Source organism: Cyclonatronum proteinivorum, from assembly GCF_003353065.1.
GTDB lineage: Bacteria > Bacteroidota > Rhodothermia > Balneolales > Cyclonatronaceae > Cyclonatronum > Cyclonatronum proteinivorum.
Window position 1 is genome coordinate 1,849,218 of the sequence record NZ_CP027806.1, and the last position, 24,025, is coordinate 1,873,242.

The window sequence follows — 24,025 nt, forward strand, 5'->3', positions numbered from 1 at the left end:
ATAAACAAGGGTTTGGTTGTCTGGGTGGCGAAATATCAACAGTAGTGGCGAAATGTCGCCGGTTGAGTGGCCGGTTTTCGCCACTTCCGGTAATGAGGAATTTCGTATCTCGATGAAAACAGCCTTTATGAGGGCTTTGAACAGGGTTGGGCATGTACGGCCTGATTTTGGCACATATATTGAATATCCAACAATGCTATTAGATTAATAGCATTTCAACATCCACAAAACCTCAAAAAAATGAGCAAACAAGAATTGAAAATCGGTGAACAGTCAAAACCGAGATTTGAATTCAGAACCTTCGGTCAGGATTTCGAAAGCGCCCGTTTCAGAATGGCCCGCTTGTCTGTACCGGTACCCGAAAAGGTGTGGGAGCGCCATTCCGCCGAAGTTTACATCCTGTCGCGCACCAATGATATCAACAACACCAAAATCCGCGACGGCAAAATGGATATCAAAACCTACGTGCAAACTGTTGACGGCCTTGAGCAGTGGAATCCGCTGATGAAGGGTGAGTTTCCGATGAAACGCGAAGTGCTCGAGCAGGAAGTCATCCCCGCGTTTCAGGTGGAGATGCAACTGCCCGATCAGGCAGAGTTCACCCTTGAAGCCTTTCTTGAGCTGGTAAATGCGCATCCGGAGCTGCAGGCCGTGGATGTGGTGAAGCAGCGTTTTGGCTATATGGTGAACAACACCATTTGTGAGTTCGGCTATGTGCTGATTAACGGAGCCAAAGTTTGCACCATCAATTCCGAATCAACGGAAGTTGAGGATATCAAAAAGACCCTTGCCTATACCGGCCTTGAGGGGGTTGAAAACATAAACTATTTGCAGGCCATCAAAAGGGTGACCGGCATGATCCGTAAACCGCTCGCCAACTAAAGGAAAGGAAAGGAGACTTCATGGCTAAAGAAATTGAACGCAAATTTTTGGTGAAAGGCGATTTCAAAGATGCGGCATCGAAGCAGATGCGCATTACGCAGGGCTATCTCTCATCGGTTCCCGAGCGAACGGTTCGGGTACGCATCAAAGGGGATAAAGGCTTTATCACCATCAAAGGTATTGGCAGCAGCAGCGGGGCAAGCCGCTATGAGTGGGAGAAGGAAATCCCGGTTAGAGAAGTAAACGAGCTGCTGGAAATCTGTGAACCCGGGGTGATTGATAAGACCCGCTATCAGGTGCCCTTTAGCGGACTCACCTTTGAAGTTGATGAGTTTTATGGTGATAATGAAGGCCTTACTGTGGCCGAAGTTGAGCTTTCGTCGGAAGATCAGGCATTTGAGAAGCCCGAATGGCTGGGTGAAGAAGTTACCGGAGATGTGAAATACTACAACTCCATGCTCATGAAAAACCCCTACAAAAACTGGTGACCGGTACGGACATACCGTGCTGACCTAAAAGCCAAAGATAATGACGGACACAAGTAAGCAAACGATTAAGGACGCGAACGGTAAGGAATATGATCCGCTCGATATGCGTAATTATTCCATTGAAAAACTTCCAAACCGCCAGAAAAGCAAGATAGAAACCCTGATGGCCGCTTTCGGGGCTCCGATAGCCGTGCTTGCTTTCATAGGTCTGGCGTTTTTTACCAACCTTCCCTTTCTACAGCATATAGATGCTTCTTCGCTGCAATCTGCGCAGGCCCTGCAAATGTTCAATGATTTGGGTGCAGAGCAGTTTGTCCGCAACAATCATTATATGCTTGCCATATTTGTGGCTGCCATTATTCTTTGGCTTACCGCGGCGATTCCGAACTATCAGGTATCGCTGATTCTGATCATTTCCCTGGTGTTAACCGGGGTGCTGCCTGAACGGGTTGCCTATGCACAGCTTGGGCACCCGGTCATGTGGCTCAACATCATGTCGTTTGTGCTGGCGAGTATGCTCGTTGCTACCGGGGTAGCCAAGCGGTTTGCCCTTTGGTTTATTCTCAAATTTGGCAAAAATGCCGGTACCATATTCATCAGCTTCATTGCGATTAATACCCTGCTTTCGGCCTTTATTTCGGCCACAACGGCCAAGGCGGCTATCCTGCTGCCAATATTTATGGTCATTGCAGCGGTTTACGGGGCTGATGGCGGAGATAAGAAAACCAACTTCGGACGCAGCATTGTGCTTCAGAACCTGCTGAACATCAATCTGGGTGCAGGTGCTTTTGTTACAGGCTCTGGCGCGAACCTGCTTGCCGCAGCACTGATCAGCGGCGCGATTGAAGGCAACGTCTATTTTGCGGACTGGATGTTTGCCATGTTTCCGACCATGGTCGGGATGATGTTCATCGGCTACTTTGTGGCCATGCGGATCTTCTTCCCCCTCGAGAAAAAAGAGCAAAGACCGCAAATCAAAGGCGGGATGCGCCGCCTCGAAGAAGAGTACAAAAAGCTCGGTCCCATCAACTATCAGGAAATTAAGACCATCGTCATTTTCGTACTCATCCTTGCGCTGTGGTCAACTGATCGTATACATGGCGTGAGTGCAACCGCCATCGCTTTTGTGGGTGCGATTATCGCCCTGCTGCCCCGTTACGGCATCGTGACCTGGAACGATGTGGACATTCCCTGGCACCTGATGCTCTTCTCAGCCGGTGCTTATACCCTCGGTGCAGGATTTAATTATACCGACCTGCCGTCACTCACGGTCAATGCCTTTTTCGACAGCATCGGCATCGGAAATGAAACTGACTTCTGGATGCTCTACCTGCTGCTCACCGGCGTGATGTGTTTCAGTGCGCTCATCTTTCAGTCCAAAACCATGCGCACGATGATCTTTATCCCGATAGCCATCGGGGTGGCACAGCGCTTCGATTTCAGTGTTGTGAGCCTGGCCCTGCCTACGGCCTTTATGATTGAGTATGTCTGGGTGCTTTACTTCAACAGCAAGCCGGCTGCCCTGCTATATGAAACCGACCGCTACGACCTCAAAGACGCCTTCAAGTTTGGCATCACCATGATGATAATCGGTTACCTGCTCAACATCGTGCTCGGTGAAACCTGGTTCCGCTTCCTTGGCATCACACCCGACGGTGTATTCGGAATTTTCTGAAAAACTATTCATCCAAAATAACACGCTAAAATGATACAACTCTTTGGGAGTCACAAACAGATAGAAGCTGAAATTGACGAATTCCTCGATCAGATCATCGGCGGGGGCCTGCTGTTTAAGAAAGGCATCAAATTTTACCTCGACGGACGTGAAGAAGAATTCGAACAGCGCCTTAATGAGCTCATCCTGCTTGAAAAACGTGCCGATGACCTCCGGCGCGACATCGAAACCAAGCTTTACACCAAAACCCTCATCCCGGAATTCCGGGGGGATGTACTTGGCCTGCTCGAACACTCGGATGCTGTTCTCAATCAGATTGCGGATACGCTGCTGGAATTTTCCGTGGAGCGGCCTGAAACCCTGGACGATCTGCGCGACCTCAAGCATGAGCTCGCCAAAAATGCCATCAAAGCATCAGAGTTCATGGTCAAAGCCATCCGCTGCTATTTCCGGGATCTGAGCGCGGTTCGCGACAATATTAAACAGGTACACTTTTCGCGGGAAGAAACCAACCGGCTAAGCGAAAAATACAAGCGGGAAATCTTTGGGCGCGGTGAACTGCGGCTGAGCCACAAAATGCACCTTCGCTATTTCGCGCGCAGCATTGAAAACATAGCTGATGATGCCGAAGACCTTTGCGACCGTCTGGCTATTGCAGCCATCAAAAGATACATTTAAGGGACACCTGTCATGGAATGGATTTATTTACTTAGCGGGCTGTTTTTGGGATGGTCGCTGGGCGCCAACGACGCAGCCAATATTTTTGGCACCGCCGTCGGCTCCCGTATGGTTACCTTCCGGACTGCTGCGCTGGTATCTACGCTGTTTGTTATTCTCGGAGCGGTCATCAGCGGGGGCGGAACAACAGAAACCCTGGGACAGCTTGGGGCGGTGAACGCGCTTGCGGGCTCATTCACCGTTGCCCTCACGGCCGGGCTGAGCGTGGCCATTATGACCAACATGAAGCTGCCGGTATCCACATCTCAGGCCGTAGTAGGCGCTATTCTGGGCTGGAACTTCTTCACCGGGTCCCCAACCGATTACGGCAAGCTGCTTGAAATTGTCGGCACCTGGTTTTTTTCGCCTGTTCTTGCGGGAGCCTTTGCCGTCGGGCTGTACCTGCTTGCCAAACGCTGGCTCGGCAATGCCCGCATTCACATGCTGCAAATGGACGCATGGACGCGCCTCGGTCTCATTGTGGTTGGTGCCTTCGGCGCTTACAGTCTGGGCGCAAACAACATTGCCAACGTGATGGGCATGTTCGTTTTTGCCGCGCCTTTCGACACGATCACGGTATACGGCTTTTTTGATTTTTCCGGCACGCAACAGCTGTTCCTGCTTGGTTCAGCTGCCATAGGGGTAGGCGTGTTCACCTATTCGTATCGCGTTATGACGACGGTTGGAAATGACATTTTCAGGCTGACACCAATGCTGGCGCTCATTGTTGTACTGGCCAAATCGCTGGTGCTCTTTGTTTTTGCCTCGCAGGGGCTGGAGCGGATATTGCTGAGTCTTGGCCTTCCCGCGCTGCCGCTGGTACCTGTTTCAAGTTCACAGGCTATTATTGGAGCCATCATTGGCGTAGCCATGGTGAAAAGCCGTTCTAACATAAACTTCGCGGTTGTAGGCCGTATCGCTACAGGATGGGTCATCACTCCTGTAATCGCAGCGGCAATGTGCTATGTTGCCCTCTTTTTTGCGCAAAATGTCTTTGAACAACAGGTGGTTGACCGGAGTGCACAGACCGCTTCCGGCCTGCCGGCTACCCCTTTGCAAACCGAAGTAGTTCCCTTTAAAAATACTGTGCAGCTGAAGCCCGTGGACTGTGATTTGGCAGGTCCGTTAATTTTGGAAACGGCAGCGCCGGCTGTGCTTTATCCTTCAATTCATTAGTTACAAAAGGTACATACCTATGAAAATCCAGAAAGTATTATTGCTCTTGCCGGCCCTGATATTAGGGTTTGCAGCGATCTTTAGCGGGCTTCATGCGCGTCAGGTCGACACTACAAAAATTCATTCGGCCATTATGAATCCCGGAGAAGTAAGAGAAGGCATTCTGGTCTATGAAGATCCTTCCAGCGACTGGTACATCTGGTCAGATCACCGCATTTACTGGGATGCTGCGGTGTATATGGGTGACAATTCGAATCAGGAAACCCTGCCAATGACCAACGGAGCCATGCTTCGCCGCGGCATTATTCAGTTCAAGGCTACCATGTACCGCGACTGGGAAGCTTACATCGATTTGAATGCTTCACAGGGAGATGCACTCACGCCGCGCGATATGTGGGTTGCGCGCCATTTTCGCGGGGATTTTCACAACTTCTTTATTCAGGCCGGTAACTTTAAGGAAGCAACCGGAATTGAGCGTCTCACAAGTTCCCGACTCATCACCTTTATGGAGCGCGGCGGAGATGGCATTTTTGAAGACGGACGCCGTAAAGGACTTGCACTTACCTATTTCAACCCGCATATATGGGCACAGGCCGGAACCTGGGGGCAGGAAATTGATCAGCGTCGCTTCACACAGGATAACGAAGCCTGGGGTTTCAACGGGCGCGTAGCATATACTCCGATTCGTCAGGATCGTCGCATCGTGCATATCGGCGCATGGGCTTCCGTAAGGCCGCCTGATGCCGATAACAACAGCCGCGTACGTCTTCGCGGCCGCCCCGAAAGCCGCATCGCAAGCAACGATTCCCAGCGCTTCCTGAATACCGGTCAGATTTCGGACGTCAATAATTACACCCGCTACGGCCTTGAGCTCGGTACCGTACTCGGGCCGCTTCAGGTGCAGGGCGAATACAAAACCTTTAATGTGAACCGGAAAAACGACCTGCCCAACCCATCCTTCTGGAGCGGTTATGTGAAGGCTTCCTATTTCATTACAGGTGAATCGCGTGGCTATTTTGCAGATGAAGGCGAATTCGGGAATTTTGACCACCCCCGTAATTCATGGGGGGCAGTACAGCTTGCCCTGAGGTACAGCCGCACCAATCTCAACGACGAAAGTGCCGGCATTATGGGCGGCGATCAGGAAATTATAACATTGGGGCTCAATTACTTCGCGACCCGCTACATACGGTTTTACTTTAACTACGCTTTCGTACGCTCTGATGAAAATGCAAACGGCGCCGGCAGCCTGATCCCCTTTAATTACACATACTTCCAAACCCGAATGATGGTTCGACTGCCCTGATCCTTATATTGGCGCGACCATTGACCTGAGTATCATTCATTCAAAATTTTGTACTTATGAAATCCTTCAAATATGTAAGCCCGCTGCTGATACTGCTGCTTTTGCTCTCCTGCGTAGATACCAGCACAAACGTAACAGAACCCGATCCGGAGCCCGATCCCGATCCGCTTCCCGGCACCGAAGCCCTGGTTTACTTTTGGTTTTTTGGGGGGGATATCCCCAACAATGTCGAACTTGAACGCATCGACGCAAGCTTTCCCGCCGGAAATGAAGCCTTTCTGACCTTTACTTCCGCGCTCGACGGCTACCCGGAAACCGACCGCAAAGGCTCCATGGAACGCAGAAATGCTCCTACTGACCTGAATTACCGTCCGCAGGGTAACGGCGGGCGGGAGTATCAGGAAGGAGAAATGCGTGCCGTTCAGATCCGGGCGCCCTTTACCGGACCCAACGGGGAGAATACCATGATTTTCCATGCACCCGCTACCGGGTTTAAAGATCTGATATTTTCTTTTGCAGCTATGGATGAAGGTGCGGCTGAAGCTTTGGTTTTCGATTACAGCATTACCGGAACAGAAAACTGGACCAATGCCGGTCTTTCACAGCCTGTACAGACACTTGAAACAGACGCGTACCGCTTGTTCATTCTCGATTTGTCTGAAATTGAAGAAGCCAACGATAACCCGAATCTCAAAATAAGAGTCAGGTTCGACGGTCCGAATCTTGAAGACGACAACGGTACACGGGTAACTTTCAACAACATAGCCCTCGACGGGGTGTCTCTGAGTGATTCACAGCCGACTGCACTGCGTATTACCGACATCAATAACGGGGAAGCAGTATTTGCCGGAGAGCCGTTTAGCATGCTCGTGCAAACCGTTGGAGAAGACGGCCGACCGGTTGAAGTTGACGCTGAAACAACTGTTTTTCTCACGCTTGCAACAGGAAGCGGCAGCCTTTCCGGCACCCTTGAAGGCGTTGTACCTGTCGATGAAAGCACCGTGCGCATAGACGGCCTGCGCTATGACACGGCGGAAGACGGGGTCAGTATTGAAGCTGCATCAGGTGGTCTTGCCTCTGCGGTCTCCGGGACGTTTGAGGTAGAAGGTCAAACCTTTTCCGTAAACTTATCGGTAAATCCGGTTGGTGCAGGCACGGTTGATGGGGCCGGCTCCTATGCAGCAGGTGAGCAGGTAACGATAAAAGCTATACCCAGTGCCGGCTTTGCTTTCCTGATCTGGACAGAGGGCGATGACGGCGATGTGTTCAGTACCGAGGCCGAACATACCTTCGAAATGCCGGAAAGGGATCTTGCTATCACCGCCAGCTTTATCGGGGAGGCCGAAGCCGAGACGATTGTACGCTGGACTTTTGATGATACGCTTGAACCCGCTGAAGGCAACGGAACAGCACAGCTTGCGGGAGGTACGGAAACCCATTCTCTCACCCTGGGTAGCGGCTGGCGCATAACGAATTTCCCGGAACAATTCACGGCTTCGGCGACCGCAGGTGCGGAGTTTATGGCCTCTACCGCCGGATACGATGCTATACAGGTCAGCTTCGGGCAGCGGGCATCCGGCACCATGAGCCGCTGGGCTGAGTTTCAGTACACAACCGACGGCGGCACTTCCTGGCAGCGTTTCGGAGACAACGGCGGTGTTCTCTCCCCGCACGACACCGTTGCCGATAATCTGCTTGATTTTGAAGCCATTCCGGAAGCCGCAGATAACCCGGGCTTTGGGCTGCGTATCGTTTCGGTTTTCTCGCCGGTTGCGTTTAATCCGGAAGAGCCGGATGAGGAATTTGCAGCCAATACCGCGTATCACCGTGCACGTACGGAGGGAACCGGCGGCGGTGCCTACTCAGGAGGCGGCAACTGGCGTCTGCTCGATGTAACCATCACCGGCAAGCCCCGCTAAGCATTGCTGCAAAAAATTGCACCTGAACTTGCAGACTGCAAGTAGAATGGAATCAGAACATAAGGAGCACTTCATGCCCGCAAACGCTGACGGAGCATCTTAGGATGTGGCAATGCGCGGCTGAATGTGCTCCTTTGCTGGTTTAGGTCAGTTACGCTGGCACATGGATTTTCCGCTTCAACGCCGCCAGCGGGGAAATTTCACTTCTTGGGAATCGCTTCGCTCGGTGCGCAGCCTTTTCACCACACCCAAATTTGGGCTACAAGTGTTTTTCGTTAAGTCCAATTTAAACTAATATTTAGCAAATTAATCCTGTTTAATTGTGAATAATGCGGGATAAGTAGCGGACAAGCTGAAAAAAAAGGGGACTAAAAAACAGCAGTGCAGATTGCGTTGCGAAGCTTAAGCGGCAGGCCAATGACTGATGCTTCTCTATCCCTGGTACGGATGCTTAAGGTGAAATTTCATCCCAAAACAAATTCACAGCCATGAAATTGATAGTCAAAAACGCAGCACTTCCTTTGATTTTTTTGCTGGTGCTCTTTTGCTTTGCGGATGAAGCTGCTGCGATGCCGTCGGAATCAGATGGTCCCGGAGAAGAGCCCCTGGCAGAAGAGCTCAGGGCAAGGTTTAAGGGAGAATCTTTCAGTTTGGGTATTCTGTTGCAAACGCAGGGCTTTTTCTCGTTTCGCGACAACGATTTTATCGGGGGGAGGAGCTGGGATCTGGGGTCAACGCGCATTGACTTCCGCGGCACGGTTGACCGTAATTTCACCTACAGGGTGCGTGTGTATTACCTGAGTCAGCAGCAAAGCATTGATGCGCGGGTCGGATACTGGTTTAATGCAGATACGGAGATCGTTGCAGGTGCCTTCAAACCTTTTCTGAGCCGTGAGCTTGACCCAAGCCCCGGGCGCACAGATTTTGTAAGAAGGGCCCGCTTTGTGGGCGCAATGATGAACAGCCTGGAAGTCGGAACGAGCCTTTTGGGTAAAACCGGACCCCTAAACTACCGGTTTGGAATTTACAATGGTACCGGGGTGCAGGGTATGCGGGGTAACACCGATAACCGCTTTCTCTACACCGGCAGAGTCTTTGGCAGCGTGCCGGTTAACGGTCATTCGCTTATAATGGGCCTCAGTGCTGCGTTAAATCAGTCGCCGGATGCGAGGGTTGGCAACTCAGGCCTTACAAGCAAAGGCGACCGCTATTTTTACGGGGGCTATCTCGATTATCGGGCGGACACTTTTTTTGTGTCAACGGAATGGGTCCAAACTTTTTTTGACGCTGTGGAATACGGCAATAACAGGGAAACAATCACGGGATTTCATGCAACGGCAGGGTTCAGGGTCGGACCCCGGCACGAACTGCTTGCCCGCTATGATTATCTTGATTTCAGGCTGATTCCTGATGCCCGTGACCGCTTCCTTGCCGGTCTGAACTACTATCCGAGCAGCCTGATAACCTTTCGCCTGAATGCCATCGTTGAACCGGACCGCAGGGCCGGAACACAAACCGGTGTTGCCGCGGTCTTTCAATATATGTTTTAGGCAGCTTGGTCTTTTGATACACTACTATTAAATAATGCCTGCAAAATTCATGCAAAAACGTTGCAGTCAGTTGCAGGGCGGTATGTCCTTAGTTTACTGAAATCCAAAGACGCGGGTTTTCGCAGGTAACACCCTATAAATCAGCTATACACAGGGCATGTTTTACAAAAAGGCATAAGCGGGTGAGAAAATGCGATTTATGTTCTGTTGGAAGCACTTTTATAGCTTGTAAGCGCTTTAAAAGCGCTTTTTTTAGGCTTGTATATATGATGTATAACTTGTTTATACCTGATCTCAGCCTTACTATGCGTGCGATCCACCCCATGAGTAAAAGTATCCCTTGTATAAATACCGCAAATTATTTGATCGGCTAAGAAAATTTGTGGATTCCGCAAGTTTGCTTCTAAAAATTGCGTGGTGGACATCCAATAAAATCCTGATGTCAAAACCAACGAACATGATCAGAACGAAACAGTTTATGATCCTCCTCAGCTTACTGCTAATGGCCTCGGTCAGCAGTTCGCTTGCGCAGGATCGCGTGCATGTACAGGAGGACGCTGACGGCTGGCGCCTTCTTGTTGACGGTGAACCTCTCATGGTAAATGGTATGAACTGGGATTATTTCCCAATTGGTACCAATTACGAATATGATTTCTGGGGTCAGTCCGACCGCTTTATTAGAGATGCCTTAGATTATGAAATGCGCCTGCTCCAAAATATGGGCGTAAACTCAATTCGGGTTTACACTGGTATTACGCCTGAGTGGGTAACCTATATATATGATAACTACGGCATCTATACTATGCTTAACCACTCATTTGGCCGCTACGGCGTAATGCTTGAAGATGGCTGGATGGCAAATACCGAATATTCTGATCCCAGGGTGCAGGAACTGCTCCTTCGCGAGGTTACAGAAATGGTTCAGGAATTCCGCGGAACCCGCGGTCTCCTGTTGTACCTGCTCGGTAACGAAAACAATTACGGCCTTTTCTGGGGCGGTGCTGAAACAGAGGATATACCGGTTGTTGACAGGCAGTCAACGGTTCGTGCCCGTGCCATGTATGAATTGTTTAATGACGCAGCACTCGCAATGAAGGAATACGACACGGATCGTCCGATTGCCATGGCAAACGGTGATTTGTTGTTTATGGATCTTGTCGTTGAGTTTATGCCGGATATGGACATCTTTGGTGCCAATGTGTACCGCGGTGAAACTTTCACAGATTTGTACGATCGGGTAGCTGCCGAATACGGCAAGCCGGTACTCCTTACCGAGTTCGGTTCGGATGCTTTTAATGCCAGAACCAATCAGGAAGATCAGCTGATGCAGGCTCACTTCAAGCGCCTGAACTGGCTTGATATTTACCAGCACGCTGCAGGCATGGGTCGTGCACAAAACTCTATCGGTGGATATACTTTCCAGTGGAGTGATGGCTGGTGGAAATACGGTCAGACTGTTGATCTTGATGTACATAACACCAACGCTTCCTGGGCAAATGGTGGTTATTGGTGGGATTATGTGGAAGGTGAAAACAACATGAACGAAGAGTGGTTTGGTATCATGGCCAAAGGCCCGACGGATGCTATGGGACACTTCCGCCTCTTCCCACGTGCTGCTTACTACGTTCTTCAGGAAGCCCACAAAATAGATGTTTATGCCCCCGGCATGAGCGCGGCAAGACTCGCTGAGATCTTCGAAGATATCAATATTATGGACGCCTACCTGCGTGCACGTGGTGATACGGCAGCGCTGGAAGTAGATCGTCTGACCGGTATTCGTCTGAGTCGCTTCACAGCTGATTTCAAAACCTTCAACACAGGCGGAGATAAAATTACCACGCCGGAATCAGCCGACCCGAATGTGCGTCAGTTCCCTAATGAACAGGGTTTCGACCACATGCAGTCTTTCTATGTAGGTGTTGAAGCGCGCCCATCCAACGATGTACGTGCAGAAGTACAGTTCAACGTACTTGCGAATGTTGCCCAAAACCCGATTGATGAAATCTTCTACGAAAACCGCGGACGTCAGCTTGAAGTCCTAACGCCTGAAGGCATTGCGACCCTGGAAGATGTTAACCGCGTGAAGGTTTACAATGCAAGCTTCGACTGGAATCACCGCTATTTTGATCTCGAAGGTTTCTACCGCACCGGTCGCTACCATTGGGGCTATGAAGGCGATTTCTTCGGCCTGTACCCTGAAGCCAACTATGGCGATCAGATCGATATCTACAACGGTATTGCGCCCTTTGGTTTTGAAATGGCAGGTCGCCGCGAATTTGACGGTTTCAAATTTGCTTTTGGTCCGCAGCTGTGGTGGGGTGCTAACCCGGCCTTCTTGCTGAAATACCGGCACCGTACAGGTCCCTGGGATATGGCAGCCATTTACCATGAAGACATTGCCACACAGGGCATGACAGAAAGCTCTTTTGCCGTACCGCAGCCCAAGACCCGTCGTGTAACCTTTGCAGCGACCCGTGATTTTGGTCCGCTGGAAGTACAGGGTGGTGTAATCTGGGCAGGTCAGCCGCTGAACGATCGTGAATTCCAGATCTACCGCAATGGTGAAATTTTCGTTGATCAGATCAATCCGGAAGACAACTGGGGCGGTAAGCTCAAGCTGACCTATCAGGGCGGTAACTTCAACTGGTACGCGCAGTCTGCAGTTATGGGACTTGTAGCGCAGGGTGGTTACGATCAGACCATGACCTTTACAGGCTGGCACCTGAAAGACAGCGGAAGCGGCAATCAGTACAACTTCCTCACCGGTTTTGCCTATCAGCTCGGTGATTTCCAGATCGCGCCCAACTTCCTGTGGCAGCAGCCGATCGAAGGCCCCATTCCTGCAGATGTAGCTGCACCGGGCCGTCCGAGAAACATTCTCGATGATCCGTTCTCTGTTCGTGCAAACCGCGAGACCGTAGCCGGTGAGCTTCTGATTACCTACGATCCGACGCCCGCTACCTACATGTTCGACTGGAACAACGACTACCGCGAAGATGCCCCGTTTGCAGCAAGTGTTGGTTTCATTTACCGTCACCATCCTACCACACAGGATGCGGCCATTGGTATCCTTCCTGACGGACGTACCGCGTTTGCCTTCCCCGGTGCACCACCTGCAAGAGACCTTTGGGAAGCACATGCCCGTATCGTATCCCGTGTAAGCCCTGATCTGGGAATCATTGCACGTCTGTACGGTGGTGAAGCAGAAGCCAACGGAAGTGACGACCGCCTGATCGAGCGTTTTGGTGGTGATCTTCGCGTGATTTACCGCAACATCATGCTCAACTCATTTGTGCGCGTAAATGACTGGGGTCCGTTTGACTACCATCGTGACTTCAACCTTACCTTCCCGCTTCAGCTGATGGCCGACGTTTCGATGTCGCTTGGTGAGCAGGATTGGTTTGACATGCCGCGCACCCGCATAGGTGTACGTGGTACCTATCGTACGCTTGATGAGTTCTCTCCACGCTATGCTCCTGCATTCATGGAAGACCCGAGCGGACAGATTGTACCAAACCCGGTTGCCCCAGGTTTTGGAAATGGTAATGAGTGGGAATTCAGAACCTACATCCAAATCAATATCTAAGAAATTATTTAATGGTTATGACCATGATGAAACAAGTAATAACACATTCCAAATATGCGCTTCTTGCAGCTTTGCTGTTGATGCTGGGCTTCAGCGCATGTGAACGATCCGTTGACGGACTTCCGGAGGCAGAGTTTAGCTCCAACCCGGAAGTATTTATTGACGGATTCAGCCCGGGACTGGAATATTTTCCTTTTGAAGGTTCTGTGCTAAATGCTTTCACAGTAGATACAGAGACCTTCTTCGGAAACAGAGGCGCGTCTATGCGTTTTGATGTTCCTAATGTCGGCGATCCTGCCGGTGCGTTTGCCGGTGCTATTTTCCGTGATGATTTTGGCGGAAGAAACCTGACCTCCTATAATGCGCTCACCTTTTATGCGAAAGCAACAAGAGGCGGAACCATTAACGAAATTGGTTTCGGTCAGGATTTCCTCGGCAATGAATTCGAAGCTACCCAAAACAACCTGCAGCTTACCACCAACTGGCGGAAATACACCATCCCCATTCCTGATCCTTCAGTGCTTACCCAAAGCCGCGGCTTATTCTGGTACGCAGAGGGTCCTGAAAACGGTGAAGGGTATTCTTTCTGGATTGACGAGCTGAGATATGAGTTTGTAGAGGATATTGCTCAGCCCCGTCCTGCCATTCAGCAGGGTACGGATGCCTCTCAGATTCTGTTCATCGGTTCCGGTGCGCAGGTGACAGGGCTTACCTACACAGCAAATCTCGGTGACGGACAGGATGTGACGGTCAGCGCAGCACCTGCGTATTTTGACTTTGCCAGCAGCAACACCAGTGTTGCAACGGTAAATGACGCTGGTCGCGTAACGGTAGTAGGCGAAGGGGAGGCGGTAATTACAGCCTCTCTCGCTGGTGTTGATGCTGCCGGTTCCCTGCGTGTTGAGTCCTTGGGTGAGTTCATTGCAGCACCAACCCCTGAGGAGCTCCCCGAAAATGTTATTTCAATTTTCAGTGATGTTCCCGGCTTCGACGATGTGCCGGTTGACTTCTACAATGGCTTTTACGAGCCATTCCAGACCACGACTTCAAATGACTTTGAAGTTGACGGCGACCGCGTACTGGCTTACGAAAACTTCAACTTCGTTGGAATTGAGTTCAATCAGAACGTCCCAACGATTGATGCTTCAGAGATGACACACCTCTCACTGCATATCTTCCTGCCGGATACGGTTCCGCCTAACTCAGCTTTCAGGGCGCGTATCGTTAACAATCTTGGTGGTGCAGGCGGACCTGAGTCCTCGGCTTCGGCAACCGTCAGTAACAACACCGGACTTGTTTCAGGAGAATGGGTAAGAGTACTTGTACCGCTTACCGGCATGCCTGACAGATCGAACCTTGGACAGATCGTATTTGACTCAGATCAGGGCCCTGGCTTACAAGGGTCAACCATTTGGGTAGATAACATCTATCTGTTCAATGCGAATGCTGCAAACTAAACCCCTAAAGGCCTTTTAAGACACAATGAAAACTACATTGTTCATTATAGGCGCATTTTGTATTGCTGCCCCCCTCTTTTGGGGGTGCAGCGATCAAAATGAACCTAAAGACAGGTTTACCAACCTGATTTGGCAGGATGAATTTGACGTTGATGGTGCTCCGAACCCGGAGAACTGGATTTTTGATATTGGAACAGGAGCAGATCGCGGTATCCCCGGCTGGGGTAACAACGAGCTCCAATACTATACTGACCGACCTGAAAATGTGAAAGTTGAAGGCGGCATGCTGCATATTACGGCCAAGCGTGAAGACTTTGAAGGTTCAGCGTTTACTTCAGGCCGCATTCTCACACGCGGACTTTTTGATACAACCTTCGGGCGTTTTGAAGCAAGCATTAAACTCCCGTTCGGCCAGGGAATCTGGCCTGCATTCTGGCTTCTTGGGGAAGATGCTGACGGCACCATTATCTGGCCTCAGATTGGCGAAATTGACATCATGGAATATGTTGGTCAGGAGCCACGGGTAATACACGGTAGTGTTCACGGTCCCGGCTATTCTGCAGGTAACGCTGTAACACAGACATACAGACTTTCCAGCGGTCGCTTCGATACGGACTTTTATGTTTTTGCCATTGAGTGGGGACCCGATTACATTGACTTTTTTGTCAATGACACCCTCTACAATACCATTACACCGGCTGATATCGGTGACAATGAGTGGGTTTTTAACGACAATACTTTCTATATCCTTCTAAATGTGGCTGTAGGCGGTACATTTGTTGGTCCGCCCAATCAAAACACACCGTTTCCGCAAACCATGCTGGTGGACTATGTGAGGGTCTACTCCAAATAAAGGAAAGCTAAACCAAACGCTACGCCGCAGTCGCTCAACCTATCCAATCATTAAATCAAGCAAACCTTGTCAATCACAATAGCGCACATTCAGGAAGAACGCTGGTTCAAAATTGCTGACAGCGATAGCCTAAGACCGTTTTTTATGAACATCGTAAGTGATTCCAATCACTGGATGTTTATTTCAAGTAACGGTGGCCTTACTGCAGGCCGGAAAAACAACGAGTATTCGCTTTTCCCGTATTACACGGATGATAAAATTACCGAATCAGCTGATATCACAGGCAGCAAAACCATCCTTCAGGTAAAATCAGGCGAAAAGCTGCATATATGGGAGCCGTTTTCGGAGCGTCAGGCCGGACTGTGGAAGGTCACGCGTAACCTGTACAAAAGCTTTAGCGGCAACAGAATTCTGTTCGAAGAAATCAATCATGACCTGAACCTTTGCTTCAGGTATCAGTGGAATTCAAGCAATCTGTATGGCTTTGTCCGCAAAAGCGAGCTCATCAATTTATCCGAAGAAGCCTGCACAGTTAACATCGTAGATGGTATTCAGAACATTCTGCCGTACGGTGTTGAGCCTGATACGCAAACCAAATCGAGCAATCTTGTTGATGCCTACAAGCGCAGTGAAATTGTGTCAGGATCAAATGTTGGCATTTTTGCACTAAGTGCTATTATTGTTGATAAGGCAGAGCCCAGCGAAGCGCTGAAAGCGAATGTGGCTTGGTCACTCGGGTTTGAAAACCCGCTTTGCCTTGCGTCTTCACTGCAGCTTGATACATTCAGAAGCGGCAGACAGCTCAAAGCCGAAGATGACATCAAGGGCGAGAAAGGCGCTTACTTCCTCAACGGCGAATTCACCCTTGCCCCGGAAGAGCAGAAAAACTGGAAAATCATTGCCAATGTAAATCAGAACTACGCGCAGGTTGTGGCGCTCAATCAGGCGATTGCTGAAGATGACGCCCTTGAGTCCAAAATCGAGGAAGACATCAAGCGCGGTACACAACGCCTGCGTGCCCTCGTAGCGGGTTCTGATGGTTTGAGATTAAGCGAAGACTACCTCAAAGATGCCCGTCACTTTTCCAATGTACTCTTCAACATTATGCGGGGCGGCACCTTCGATCACAATTATCAGATCGAGCGCGGAGACCTCAGCCGCTACCTCCAAAATGCCAGCAAAGCCGTCTTCCGTAAGCACGAAGATAAACTTGCAGCCCTCCCTGAAGTATTCGAAAAGGAAAAGGTCGATACACTCATAGCTGAAAGCAGCGACCCTGATTTGAACCGTTTGCTCTGCGAATACCTGCCGCTCAAATTCAGCCGCCGTCATGGCGATCCGAGCAGGCCCTGGAACTACTTTTCCATCAACACGCACAGCGAGCTCGACGGATCCAAGATTCTGGACTATCAGGGCAACTGGCGCGATATTTTCCAGAACTGGGAAGCCCTTGTTCATGCCTATCCGAATTTCATTGAAGGCATGATTTTCAAGTTTCTGAATACTTCAACCTTCGACGGATACAACCCTTACCGGGTGACCAAAGACGGCTTCGACTGGGAAACCATCGAGCCCGACAATCCATGGTCGTATATCGGCTACTGGGGTGATCATCAGATCATTTATCTCCTCAAATTTCTGGAGTTTTACAACAGCCGTCAGGAAAACGGATTTGACGGCTTTTTCAATCAGGATACCTTCGTGTATGCGCATGTGCCGTACCGGATTAAGTCCTATGAAAACATCGCAGAAGACCCGAAAAATACCATCGATTTTGATGATGATGCTGATTTGGCAATCCGTAAAGCAGTTGTGGAAGAAGGCGCAGATGGCGCATTGCTTCGCAACAGCAGCGGGGATATTCACCGGGTCAACTTCCTCGAAAAGATTCTGGCTACAACCCTGGCCAAAATTTCCAACCTGATACCCGAGGCGGGGATCTGGATGAATACGCAGCGTCCCGAGTGGAATGACGCTAACAACGCACTTGTGGGCAATGGCGTCTCAATGGTTACGCTGTATTACCTGCGCCGTTTTCTCTATTTCTTTGAAGGCGTGTTTGAAAGCAGCAAAATGCAAGAGGCAGCCGTATCCGAAGAGATGGCTGAGTTCTTCCGTGCTGTAGCCGAAGTCCTGGATTCAAACAAGGGTATTCTGGACGGCCCGGTCAATGATGCTATCCGCCTTGAAATTACAGAAGCCCTCGGCAAGGCCGGAAGCGCATACCGCCTCAAGGTGTACGAGAAGGGATTCAGCGGAAGCAAAGAAACCATCACCCGTGATGAGATTGCTGCATTCACAAAAACGGCGCGTCTTTACATGGAACATGCCATCCGTGCCAACCGCCGCGACGACAAGCTTTATCACGCGTACAATATCATCACCCTTGATGAAAACGGCATTTCAGTAGGTCATCTGGATGAAATGCTTGAAGGACAGGTCGCGGTACTCAGCTCAGGCTATCTGAGCCCGGCAGAAAGCGTGGAAGTCCTCGACGCCATGCGTAAAAGTGCGCTCTATCGTGCGGATCAGAACAGCTACATGCTGTATCCCAACAAGCAGCTGCCGCGCTTCCTGGAGAAAAACATCATCCCGAACGAGCTGATTGAATCTTCCCCGCTACTGCAGAAACTTCTTGAAGACGGAAATCTGCAGATTGTGAACCGGGATATCCTGGGCGGGGTGCATTTCAATGGCAGTTTCCGCAATGCAGCCGATGTTAAAGAAGCGCTCGAAAATATGGCAGACGGTCCCTATGCCTCGCTTGTCGCCGCTGACGGCGCAACGGTTTTGCAGGTGTTTGAGCAGGTGTTCAACCACAAAGCCTTCACGGGCCGCTCAGGTACCTTCTTCGCCTATGAGGGGCTTGGTTCCATCTACTGGCACATGGTATCAAAACTGTACCTTGCAGTAGGCGAGGTTTGTGAGCAGGCGGCAACAGCTAACGAAAGTGCTGCGCTGCAGGACAGGCTTGCCAAACATTTCTATGAAGTATTTGACGGCATAGGGGTTCATAAAACGCCGAAACTGTACGGCGCTTTCCCAACCGATGCCTACTCTCACACCCCGTGGCACCGCGGTGCACAGCAGCCCGGTATGACAGGTCAGGTAAAAGAAGACCTTCTGGCGACACTCGGGGAACTTGGCGTGAAAGCAGAGGGAGGCGTGCTGACCTTCCAACCTAAGCTTCTGAGAAAATCTGAGTTTATGAAAGAAGCGCGGCTGTTTGATTTTGTTGATGTACATGCGCAAAAGCAGCAGCTGGAAGTTCCTGCCGGTGCAATGGTTTTCACCTACTGTCAGGTACCGGTGTGCTACCATCTTGCAGAGGCAGACAAGGTAGAGGTTAAGCTTGGGGACCGACGGACAGAAGTGTTTGAAGGCCTGGGCATGAATCAGCAAATGAGTCAGCTGGTGTTTAACCGTACCGGCGAAGTGAAGCAGATCACGGTTCATCTCCGTGAATCACACCTTAAGTAAATCAATCTAATACATTGCTCATGAAACAACTCCTTATCATCTTATCTGTAATAACCGCAGTTTTTCTTATGACCGCTTGCGCCTCCGAGCCCGAACATGATTTCTCCGGTATCACCATAACAGCCGCTGATATTCTGGGGAATCCTGAATATCAGGCTATTTCGTATGGCGGATACCGTGAAACAACCCGGGACATTCAGCCCACCCGGGAACAGCAAATCGAAGATATGCGCATACTCGAAGCGATGGGCGTAAAGTTGCTTCGCACTTATAATGTGCATTATGATGAAGCTGCGAACTTGCTTGAAACCATCCGTGTGATGCGTGAAGAAGATCCGGATTTTGAAATGTACGTGATGCTCGGTGCATGGATTGATGCCAAAAATTCATGGACGGATGAGCCTGAGCGTATTCGCGATCAGGACGCTCCCCGCAATGCCGATGAAATTGCACGTGCGGTTGAACTGGCGCAACAGTATCCGGAAATCGTAAAGATCATTGCAGTAGGTAATGAAGCTATGGTGCATTGGGCTACCGAATACTATGTGGAGCCTAAAATTATCCTAAACTGGGTTAACCATCTTCAGGATCTCAAAGCGCAGGGTGAATTGCCCGAGACCCTTTGGATTACATCCTCAGATGATTTCGCATCCTGGGGCGGTGGTGGTGAAGAGTACCACAATGAAGACCTGAATGAGCTGATCAGAGCGGTTGACTTCATCTCCATGCACACTTATCCCATGCACAACACCCACTACAATCCGCAATTCTGGGGTGTCAGAGATAATGAAATTGGCCTCAGCGACAGTGAGAAAATCCACCTCGCAATGGATCGTGCCATGGCGCTTGCGATTCAGCATTATGATGACGTCGTAGCCTATATGCACAGCATAGGTGAAGACAAGCCCGTACACATCGGGGAAACCGGCTGGGCAACCATCTCCAACGAATACTATGCGGAAGGCGGAGCCAATGCAATCGACGAGTACAAGTCAGCCCGCTTCTATCATGATATGCGCAACTGGAGCAACGAAAACAACATCTCCGTTTTCTACTTTGAAGCTTTTGACGAACCCTGGAAAGACGCGGGTAATCCGCTTGGATCTGAAAATCACTTCGGTCTCATCAATATTCAGGCAGAAGCAAAATTCATGCTTTGGGACCTTGTGGATGAAGGGGTATTTGAAGGCCTGACCCGCGACGGACAGCCCATTACCAAAACCTTTGGGGGCGATAAAGACGCCATGATGGAAACAGTACTCGTGCCTCCAACAGACCGCGAAATTCAGGCGCGCCTTGCTGAGCGTGAGTAAATAAACCGCAGGACAAAGGTGTCTGCATGAGATGAAGAAATGGTATCCGGATAAAATTTATGAGGGAATCCGGGTACCATTCAGACACCCATATAAAGTAAGCCTTCAATTGTAACACATTTCTGCCCGAAGAGGGGGTTAGGTAGTGCCCTTGCGGAAATGACAGCATCAACACAAAAAAACAAATACAATGTCTGTAACTACGACTCCTGCGAAAGACAGGGTACCTTTTCTGGAAAAAGCGGCATTTGGCTCCGGACACCTGGTCAATAACCTGCTGCCAGGTGCTTTAGGCGTTTTCTCCTTCTTTCTGCTTACCGCTTTTGGGATGGATCCCTTCCTCGCAGGTTTGCTTGGCGGCCTTCCCCGACTGTTTGACGCCATCACCGACCCTATTATGGGGTACATATCTGACAACACCAAATCCCGGTTTGGCCGTCGCCGCCCCTACATTTTTGTGGGCGCCATTTTAAGTGGCTTGCTGTTTATGCTGTTATGGCAGCTTGACCCCGATGCCTCGCAAATGTACAATTTCTGGTATTTCCTGATTTTCTCCTTGATTTACCTGATTGGAAATACCATGTTCTCAACCCCTCTGATCGGGTTGGGGTATGAAATGACCTTCGACTACAACGAGCGTACCCGTCTGATGGGTTTTTCACAAGTTATTGGTCAGATTGCATGGATGATTGTACCTTGGTTCTGGGTACTTATTGCAAATCCTGATTTATTCGAAACACAGGCACAGGGGGTTCATCAGCTTGCTGTAATCGTAGGAATTGCGTGTATTGTGCTCGGAATCATGCCTGCATTGTTTTGTAAGGAAGTCGATCAGACAAACCTTGATAAGCGCGAGAAGATGACCATGGCATCCGTTTTGGAAAATCTGAAGGAGCTGATCAGGAATATGAAGCTAATTGCACAAAACAAGCCGTTTGCCCGCCTGTGTGGCTCGACCTTTCTGGTGTTTAACGGCTTTCAGATGGTAGCTTCCTTCAGTTACTTTATCATTGTGTTCCACATGTTCAACGGAGATTATGGCATGGCCGGAACATGGCCGGCATGGTTCTCTACCGTGAGTGCGCTGGCAACTGCATTTTTGATTATCCCGATTATCACCATGCTTGCCAACAAATACGGTAAGCGTAATGCCTTCATCATTTCAACCATCATTTCGATAGTGGGGTATCTCCTCAAGTGGTGGGGATTCAGCCCGGAAAACCCATGGCTTATCTTTATGCCAATTCCCTTCATGGTATTCGGAATCGGCGGATTGTTTACCCTGATGATGAGTATGACCGCTGACGTTTGCGACTATGATGAGCTTCAGCACGGAATGCCCCGGAAAGAAGGAAGCTTCGGCGCCATTTACTGGTGGATGGTTAAACTCGGCCAAGGCCTTGCACTCGTATTGGGTGGTCTCGTGCTTAAGGTTGTAGGTTTCGATCCAGCCCTTTCAGAGCAAACCGCACAAACCATGGTCAACTTAAGACTGGCAGATATTATCATTCCGTCGGTAACCGCAGCACTGGCCGTATGGGTTATGTGGGGTTATGATCTGAGCGAGGAAAGAGCAAGGGAAATTAAAGATCAGCTCGTTGCCCGCAGGGGTGAATTGTAAGGCTGACCCGATCAATCATTTTATCAATCCATTTAATTAAGAAAAATCAACACTATATGTCATTCAGAAAAGAAAGATTTCTTAGCTATGCAGGAGTAGGCTCCAACGATAAAACAAGTTACCTGCAGAACCTCTCCGCTGATGAGCTCGATAGCCTGTTTATGGAGATCATGCAAAACGGGATTCACGGCTTGTGCTTCAGTCTTTATGAAGATGGTCAGAAGCCGGGAGATCACATCAGTGAAGCCCAAATTCGCCGCCGCATTGAAATAATCAAGCCCTATGCAAAATGGGTACGCTCTTTTTCATGTATCGAAGGCAATGAGTTTATCCCTATTGTTGCGAAAGAGCATGGCATGAAAACCCTTGTTGGGGCCTGGCTCGGACACGATGAAGAAAAAAACCGTGAAGAAATCGACGCCCTTATTAAGCTCGGCAAAGAAGGCAAAGTTGATGTTGCTGCGGTAGGCAATGAAGTTCTGTACCGTAAAGACCTCAACCTCGAAGAACTGCTTGGTTATATGCGCGAAGTGAAAGAAGCGCTGCCGGATATCCCCGTAGGCTATGTTGACGCCTATTATGAATTCGTACGTCGTCCGGAACTCACAGACATGTGTGACCTCATTCTTTGTAATTGCTACCCTTACTGGGAAGGAACCGCTATCGAGCATAGCTTCGGACACATGCGTCACATGTTTGATCTTTGTGTACATGCCGGAAATGGCAAGCGCATCTTGATAACAGAGACCGGATGGCCAAGTCAGGGGGAAGGTCTCGGAGGCGCAATGCCATCCAGAGAAAATGCGATGAAGTATTTCATCAATACACAGCTTTGGGCCAATGATAATGATGTAGAAGTTTTCTACTTCTCATCCTTTGATGAGTCCTGGAAGGTTGGCGCGGAAGGAGAAGTCGGCGCGTACTGGGGGCTGTGGGACAAGCATGAGAAACTTAAATACGGCGCATGAGTACCTTTGAAAAACTCAACATGGAACCCGGAAGAGCAGTTTGCTATTCCGGGTTTCGTGAAGGGCAGCAGCCCGGAGGTCCCTGGCCTACTTACGATCAGATTGTAGAAGATTTGCACCTGATGCACCCGATCTGGAAGCACCTTAGGCTGTATGATGTTGATAAGCATGCTGAAATTGTGCTGGATGCCATCCAAAAAGAAAAGCTCGGTTTCAAAGTGATGCTGGGTGCTTACATTGAAGCTGAAATGAACAACTTCAATTGCCCCTGGGGAGGCGGTGTTTTCAGTGAAGAACAGCTGGAAGCCAACGTAGCCCTGAATAAGTCCAAAATGGAAAAGCTGATCAGGCTGGCCAATCAGTATCCCAATATCATCAACAGTCTTTCCGTAGGGAATGAAGCCTGCGTGGAGTGGACCGATCATTATGTGCACGAAAACAGCGTTCTGGCCTATGTGAAACAGGTTCAGGCGGGTGCAAAACAGCCGGTCACGTTTTGCGAAAACTACGTGCCCTGGCATTTCAAACTGCAAAAACTTGCCGAAGCGGTGGACTTTATCTCCATTCACACCTACCCGGTCTGGGAATACAAACACATTGACGAAGCTATTGGGTACACCAAGGATAATTACTATTCTGTAGCCCACAAGTATCCCCATAAGCCTGTGGTTATTACGGAAGCCGGATGGGCAACCAACTCCAACGGCAGAGGTATTGACCCGGGCAATGTGAATGAGACCTATCAAAAAATTTATTTTGAGAAGCTCATGCAATGGTGTGAAGAGGAAGGTATTTTAACCTACTTCTTTGAAGCCTTCGATGAATCCTGGAAAGGCTCCCCTGAACCTCTCGAACCGGAAAAGCACTGGGGGCTCTTTTTTATTGACAGAACGCCCAAAATGGTGCTACAGGAGGCACAAAGAAGTTAGCGAACAAGAAGGCTGAACGCTTGAAATCCACTTTCTAACCCATTAACCGCGATACCCGCACGCTATCAGTTTGAAGCTCATTTTTCTCATTCTGCTTTTACTGGC

At 49.8% G+C, this 24,025-nt stretch carries 16 protein-coding genes; all 16 read left to right on the forward strand.

What is annotated here, in order from left to right; translation table 11 throughout:
• Positions 1 to 240: 240 nt before the first annotated feature.
• The 16 genes from CYPRO_RS07250 to CYPRO_RS07325 all read left to right on the forward strand — a co-directional run bounded on the left by CYPRO_RS07250 (position 241) and on the right by CYPRO_RS07325 (position 23,920).
• Positions 241 to 882, forward strand: coding sequence for a hypothetical protein (locus tag CYPRO_RS07250; protein ID WP_114983982.1), 642 nt, complete (start codon positions 241 to 243; stop codon positions 880 to 882).
• A gap of 20 nt (positions 883 to 902) precedes the next feature.
• Positions 903 to 1,370: a CYTH domain-containing protein gene (locus CYPRO_RS07255; protein WP_114983983.1), complete on the forward strand. Its 468-nt coding sequence runs from the start codon at positions 903 to 905 to the stop codon at positions 1,368 to 1,370.
• Positions 1,371 to 1,410: 40 nt separating this feature from the next.
• Complete coding sequence (locus tag CYPRO_RS07260) at positions 1,411 to 3,045, forward strand: SLC13 family permease (protein ID WP_114983984.1); 1,635 nt, start codon at positions 1,411 to 1,413, stop codon at positions 3,043 to 3,045.
• A gap of 30 nt (positions 3,046 to 3,075) precedes the next feature.
• The gene (locus CYPRO_RS07265) at positions 3,076 to 3,723 is read left to right on the forward strand and encodes a DUF47 domain-containing protein (protein WP_114983985.1); all 648 of its coding nucleotides are present in this window, start codon (positions 3,076 to 3,078) and stop codon (positions 3,721 to 3,723) included.
• A 12-nt stretch (positions 3,724 to 3,735) separates the two neighbouring features.
• Positions 3,736 to 4,938 carry an inorganic phosphate transporter gene (locus tag CYPRO_RS07270; protein WP_114983986.1) on the forward strand — a complete coding sequence of 401 codons (1,203 nt, stop codon included), beginning with the start codon at positions 3,736 to 3,738 and terminating at the stop codon, positions 4,936 to 4,938.
• Positions 4,939 to 4,957: 19 nt separating this feature from the next.
• On the forward strand, positions 4,958 to 6,244 hold the full coding sequence (locus tag CYPRO_RS07275) for an OprO/OprP family phosphate-selective porin (protein ID WP_114983987.1): 1,287 nt from the start codon (positions 4,958 to 4,960) through the stop codon (positions 6,242 to 6,244).
• A gap of 56 nt (positions 6,245 to 6,300) precedes the next feature.
• Positions 6,301 to 8,163: an InlB B-repeat-containing protein gene (locus CYPRO_RS07280; protein ID WP_114983988.1), complete on the forward strand. Its 1,863-nt coding sequence runs from the start codon at positions 6,301 to 6,303 to the stop codon at positions 8,161 to 8,163.
• Between the two features lie 488 nt (positions 8,164 to 8,651).
• Entirely contained in the window at positions 8,652 to 9,713 is a 1,062-nt protein-coding gene (locus CYPRO_RS07285) for a porin family protein (protein WP_114983989.1), read from the forward strand.
• A gap of 439 nt (positions 9,714 to 10,152) precedes the next feature.
• Positions 10,153 to 13,299: a glycoside hydrolase family 2 TIM barrel-domain containing protein gene (locus CYPRO_RS07290; protein WP_240644858.1), complete on the forward strand. Its 3,147-nt coding sequence runs from the start codon at positions 10,153 to 10,155 to the stop codon at positions 13,297 to 13,299.
• Positions 13,300 to 13,322: 23 nt separating this feature from the next.
• Positions 13,323 to 14,756, forward strand: a complete 1,434-nt coding sequence (locus CYPRO_RS07295) for an Ig-like domain-containing protein (RefSeq protein WP_124245560.1) — start codon at positions 13,323 to 13,325, stop codon at positions 14,754 to 14,756.
• Positions 14,757 to 14,781: 25 nt separating this feature from the next.
• Positions 14,782 to 15,609 (forward strand): glycoside hydrolase family 16 protein, encoded by an 828-nt coding sequence (locus CYPRO_RS07300; RefSeq protein ID WP_114983992.1) that lies wholly within the window; start codon positions 14,782 to 14,784, stop codon positions 15,607 to 15,609.
• Positions 15,610 to 15,675: 66 nt separating this feature from the next.
• Entirely contained in the window at positions 15,676 to 19,089 is a 3,414-nt protein-coding gene (locus CYPRO_RS07305) for a hypothetical protein (protein ID WP_114983993.1), read from the forward strand.
• A 20-nt stretch (positions 19,090 to 19,109) separates the two neighbouring features.
• The gene (locus CYPRO_RS07310; protein ID WP_114983994.1) at positions 19,110 to 20,402 is read left to right on the forward strand and encodes a glycoside hydrolase family 17 protein; all 1,293 of its coding nucleotides are present in this window, start codon (positions 19,110 to 19,112) and stop codon (positions 20,400 to 20,402) included.
• A gap of 190 nt (positions 20,403 to 20,592) precedes the next feature.
• Positions 20,593 to 22,023: an MFS transporter gene (locus tag CYPRO_RS07315; protein ID WP_114983995.1), complete on the forward strand. Its 1,431-nt coding sequence runs from the start codon at positions 20,593 to 20,595 to the stop codon at positions 22,021 to 22,023.
• A 56-nt stretch (positions 22,024 to 22,079) separates the two neighbouring features.
• Positions 22,080 to 22,991: a glycoside hydrolase family 17 protein gene (locus CYPRO_RS07320; protein ID WP_114983996.1), complete on the forward strand. Its 912-nt coding sequence runs from the start codon at positions 22,080 to 22,082 to the stop codon at positions 22,989 to 22,991.
• On the forward strand, positions 22,988 to 23,920 hold the full coding sequence (locus CYPRO_RS07325; RefSeq protein WP_240644859.1) for a glycoside hydrolase family 17 protein: 933 nt from the start codon (positions 22,988 to 22,990) through the stop codon (positions 23,918 to 23,920). The genes CYPRO_RS07320 and CYPRO_RS07325 overlap by 4 nt, the downstream gene beginning before the upstream one ends.
• Positions 23,921 to 24,025: the final 105 nt, after the last annotated feature.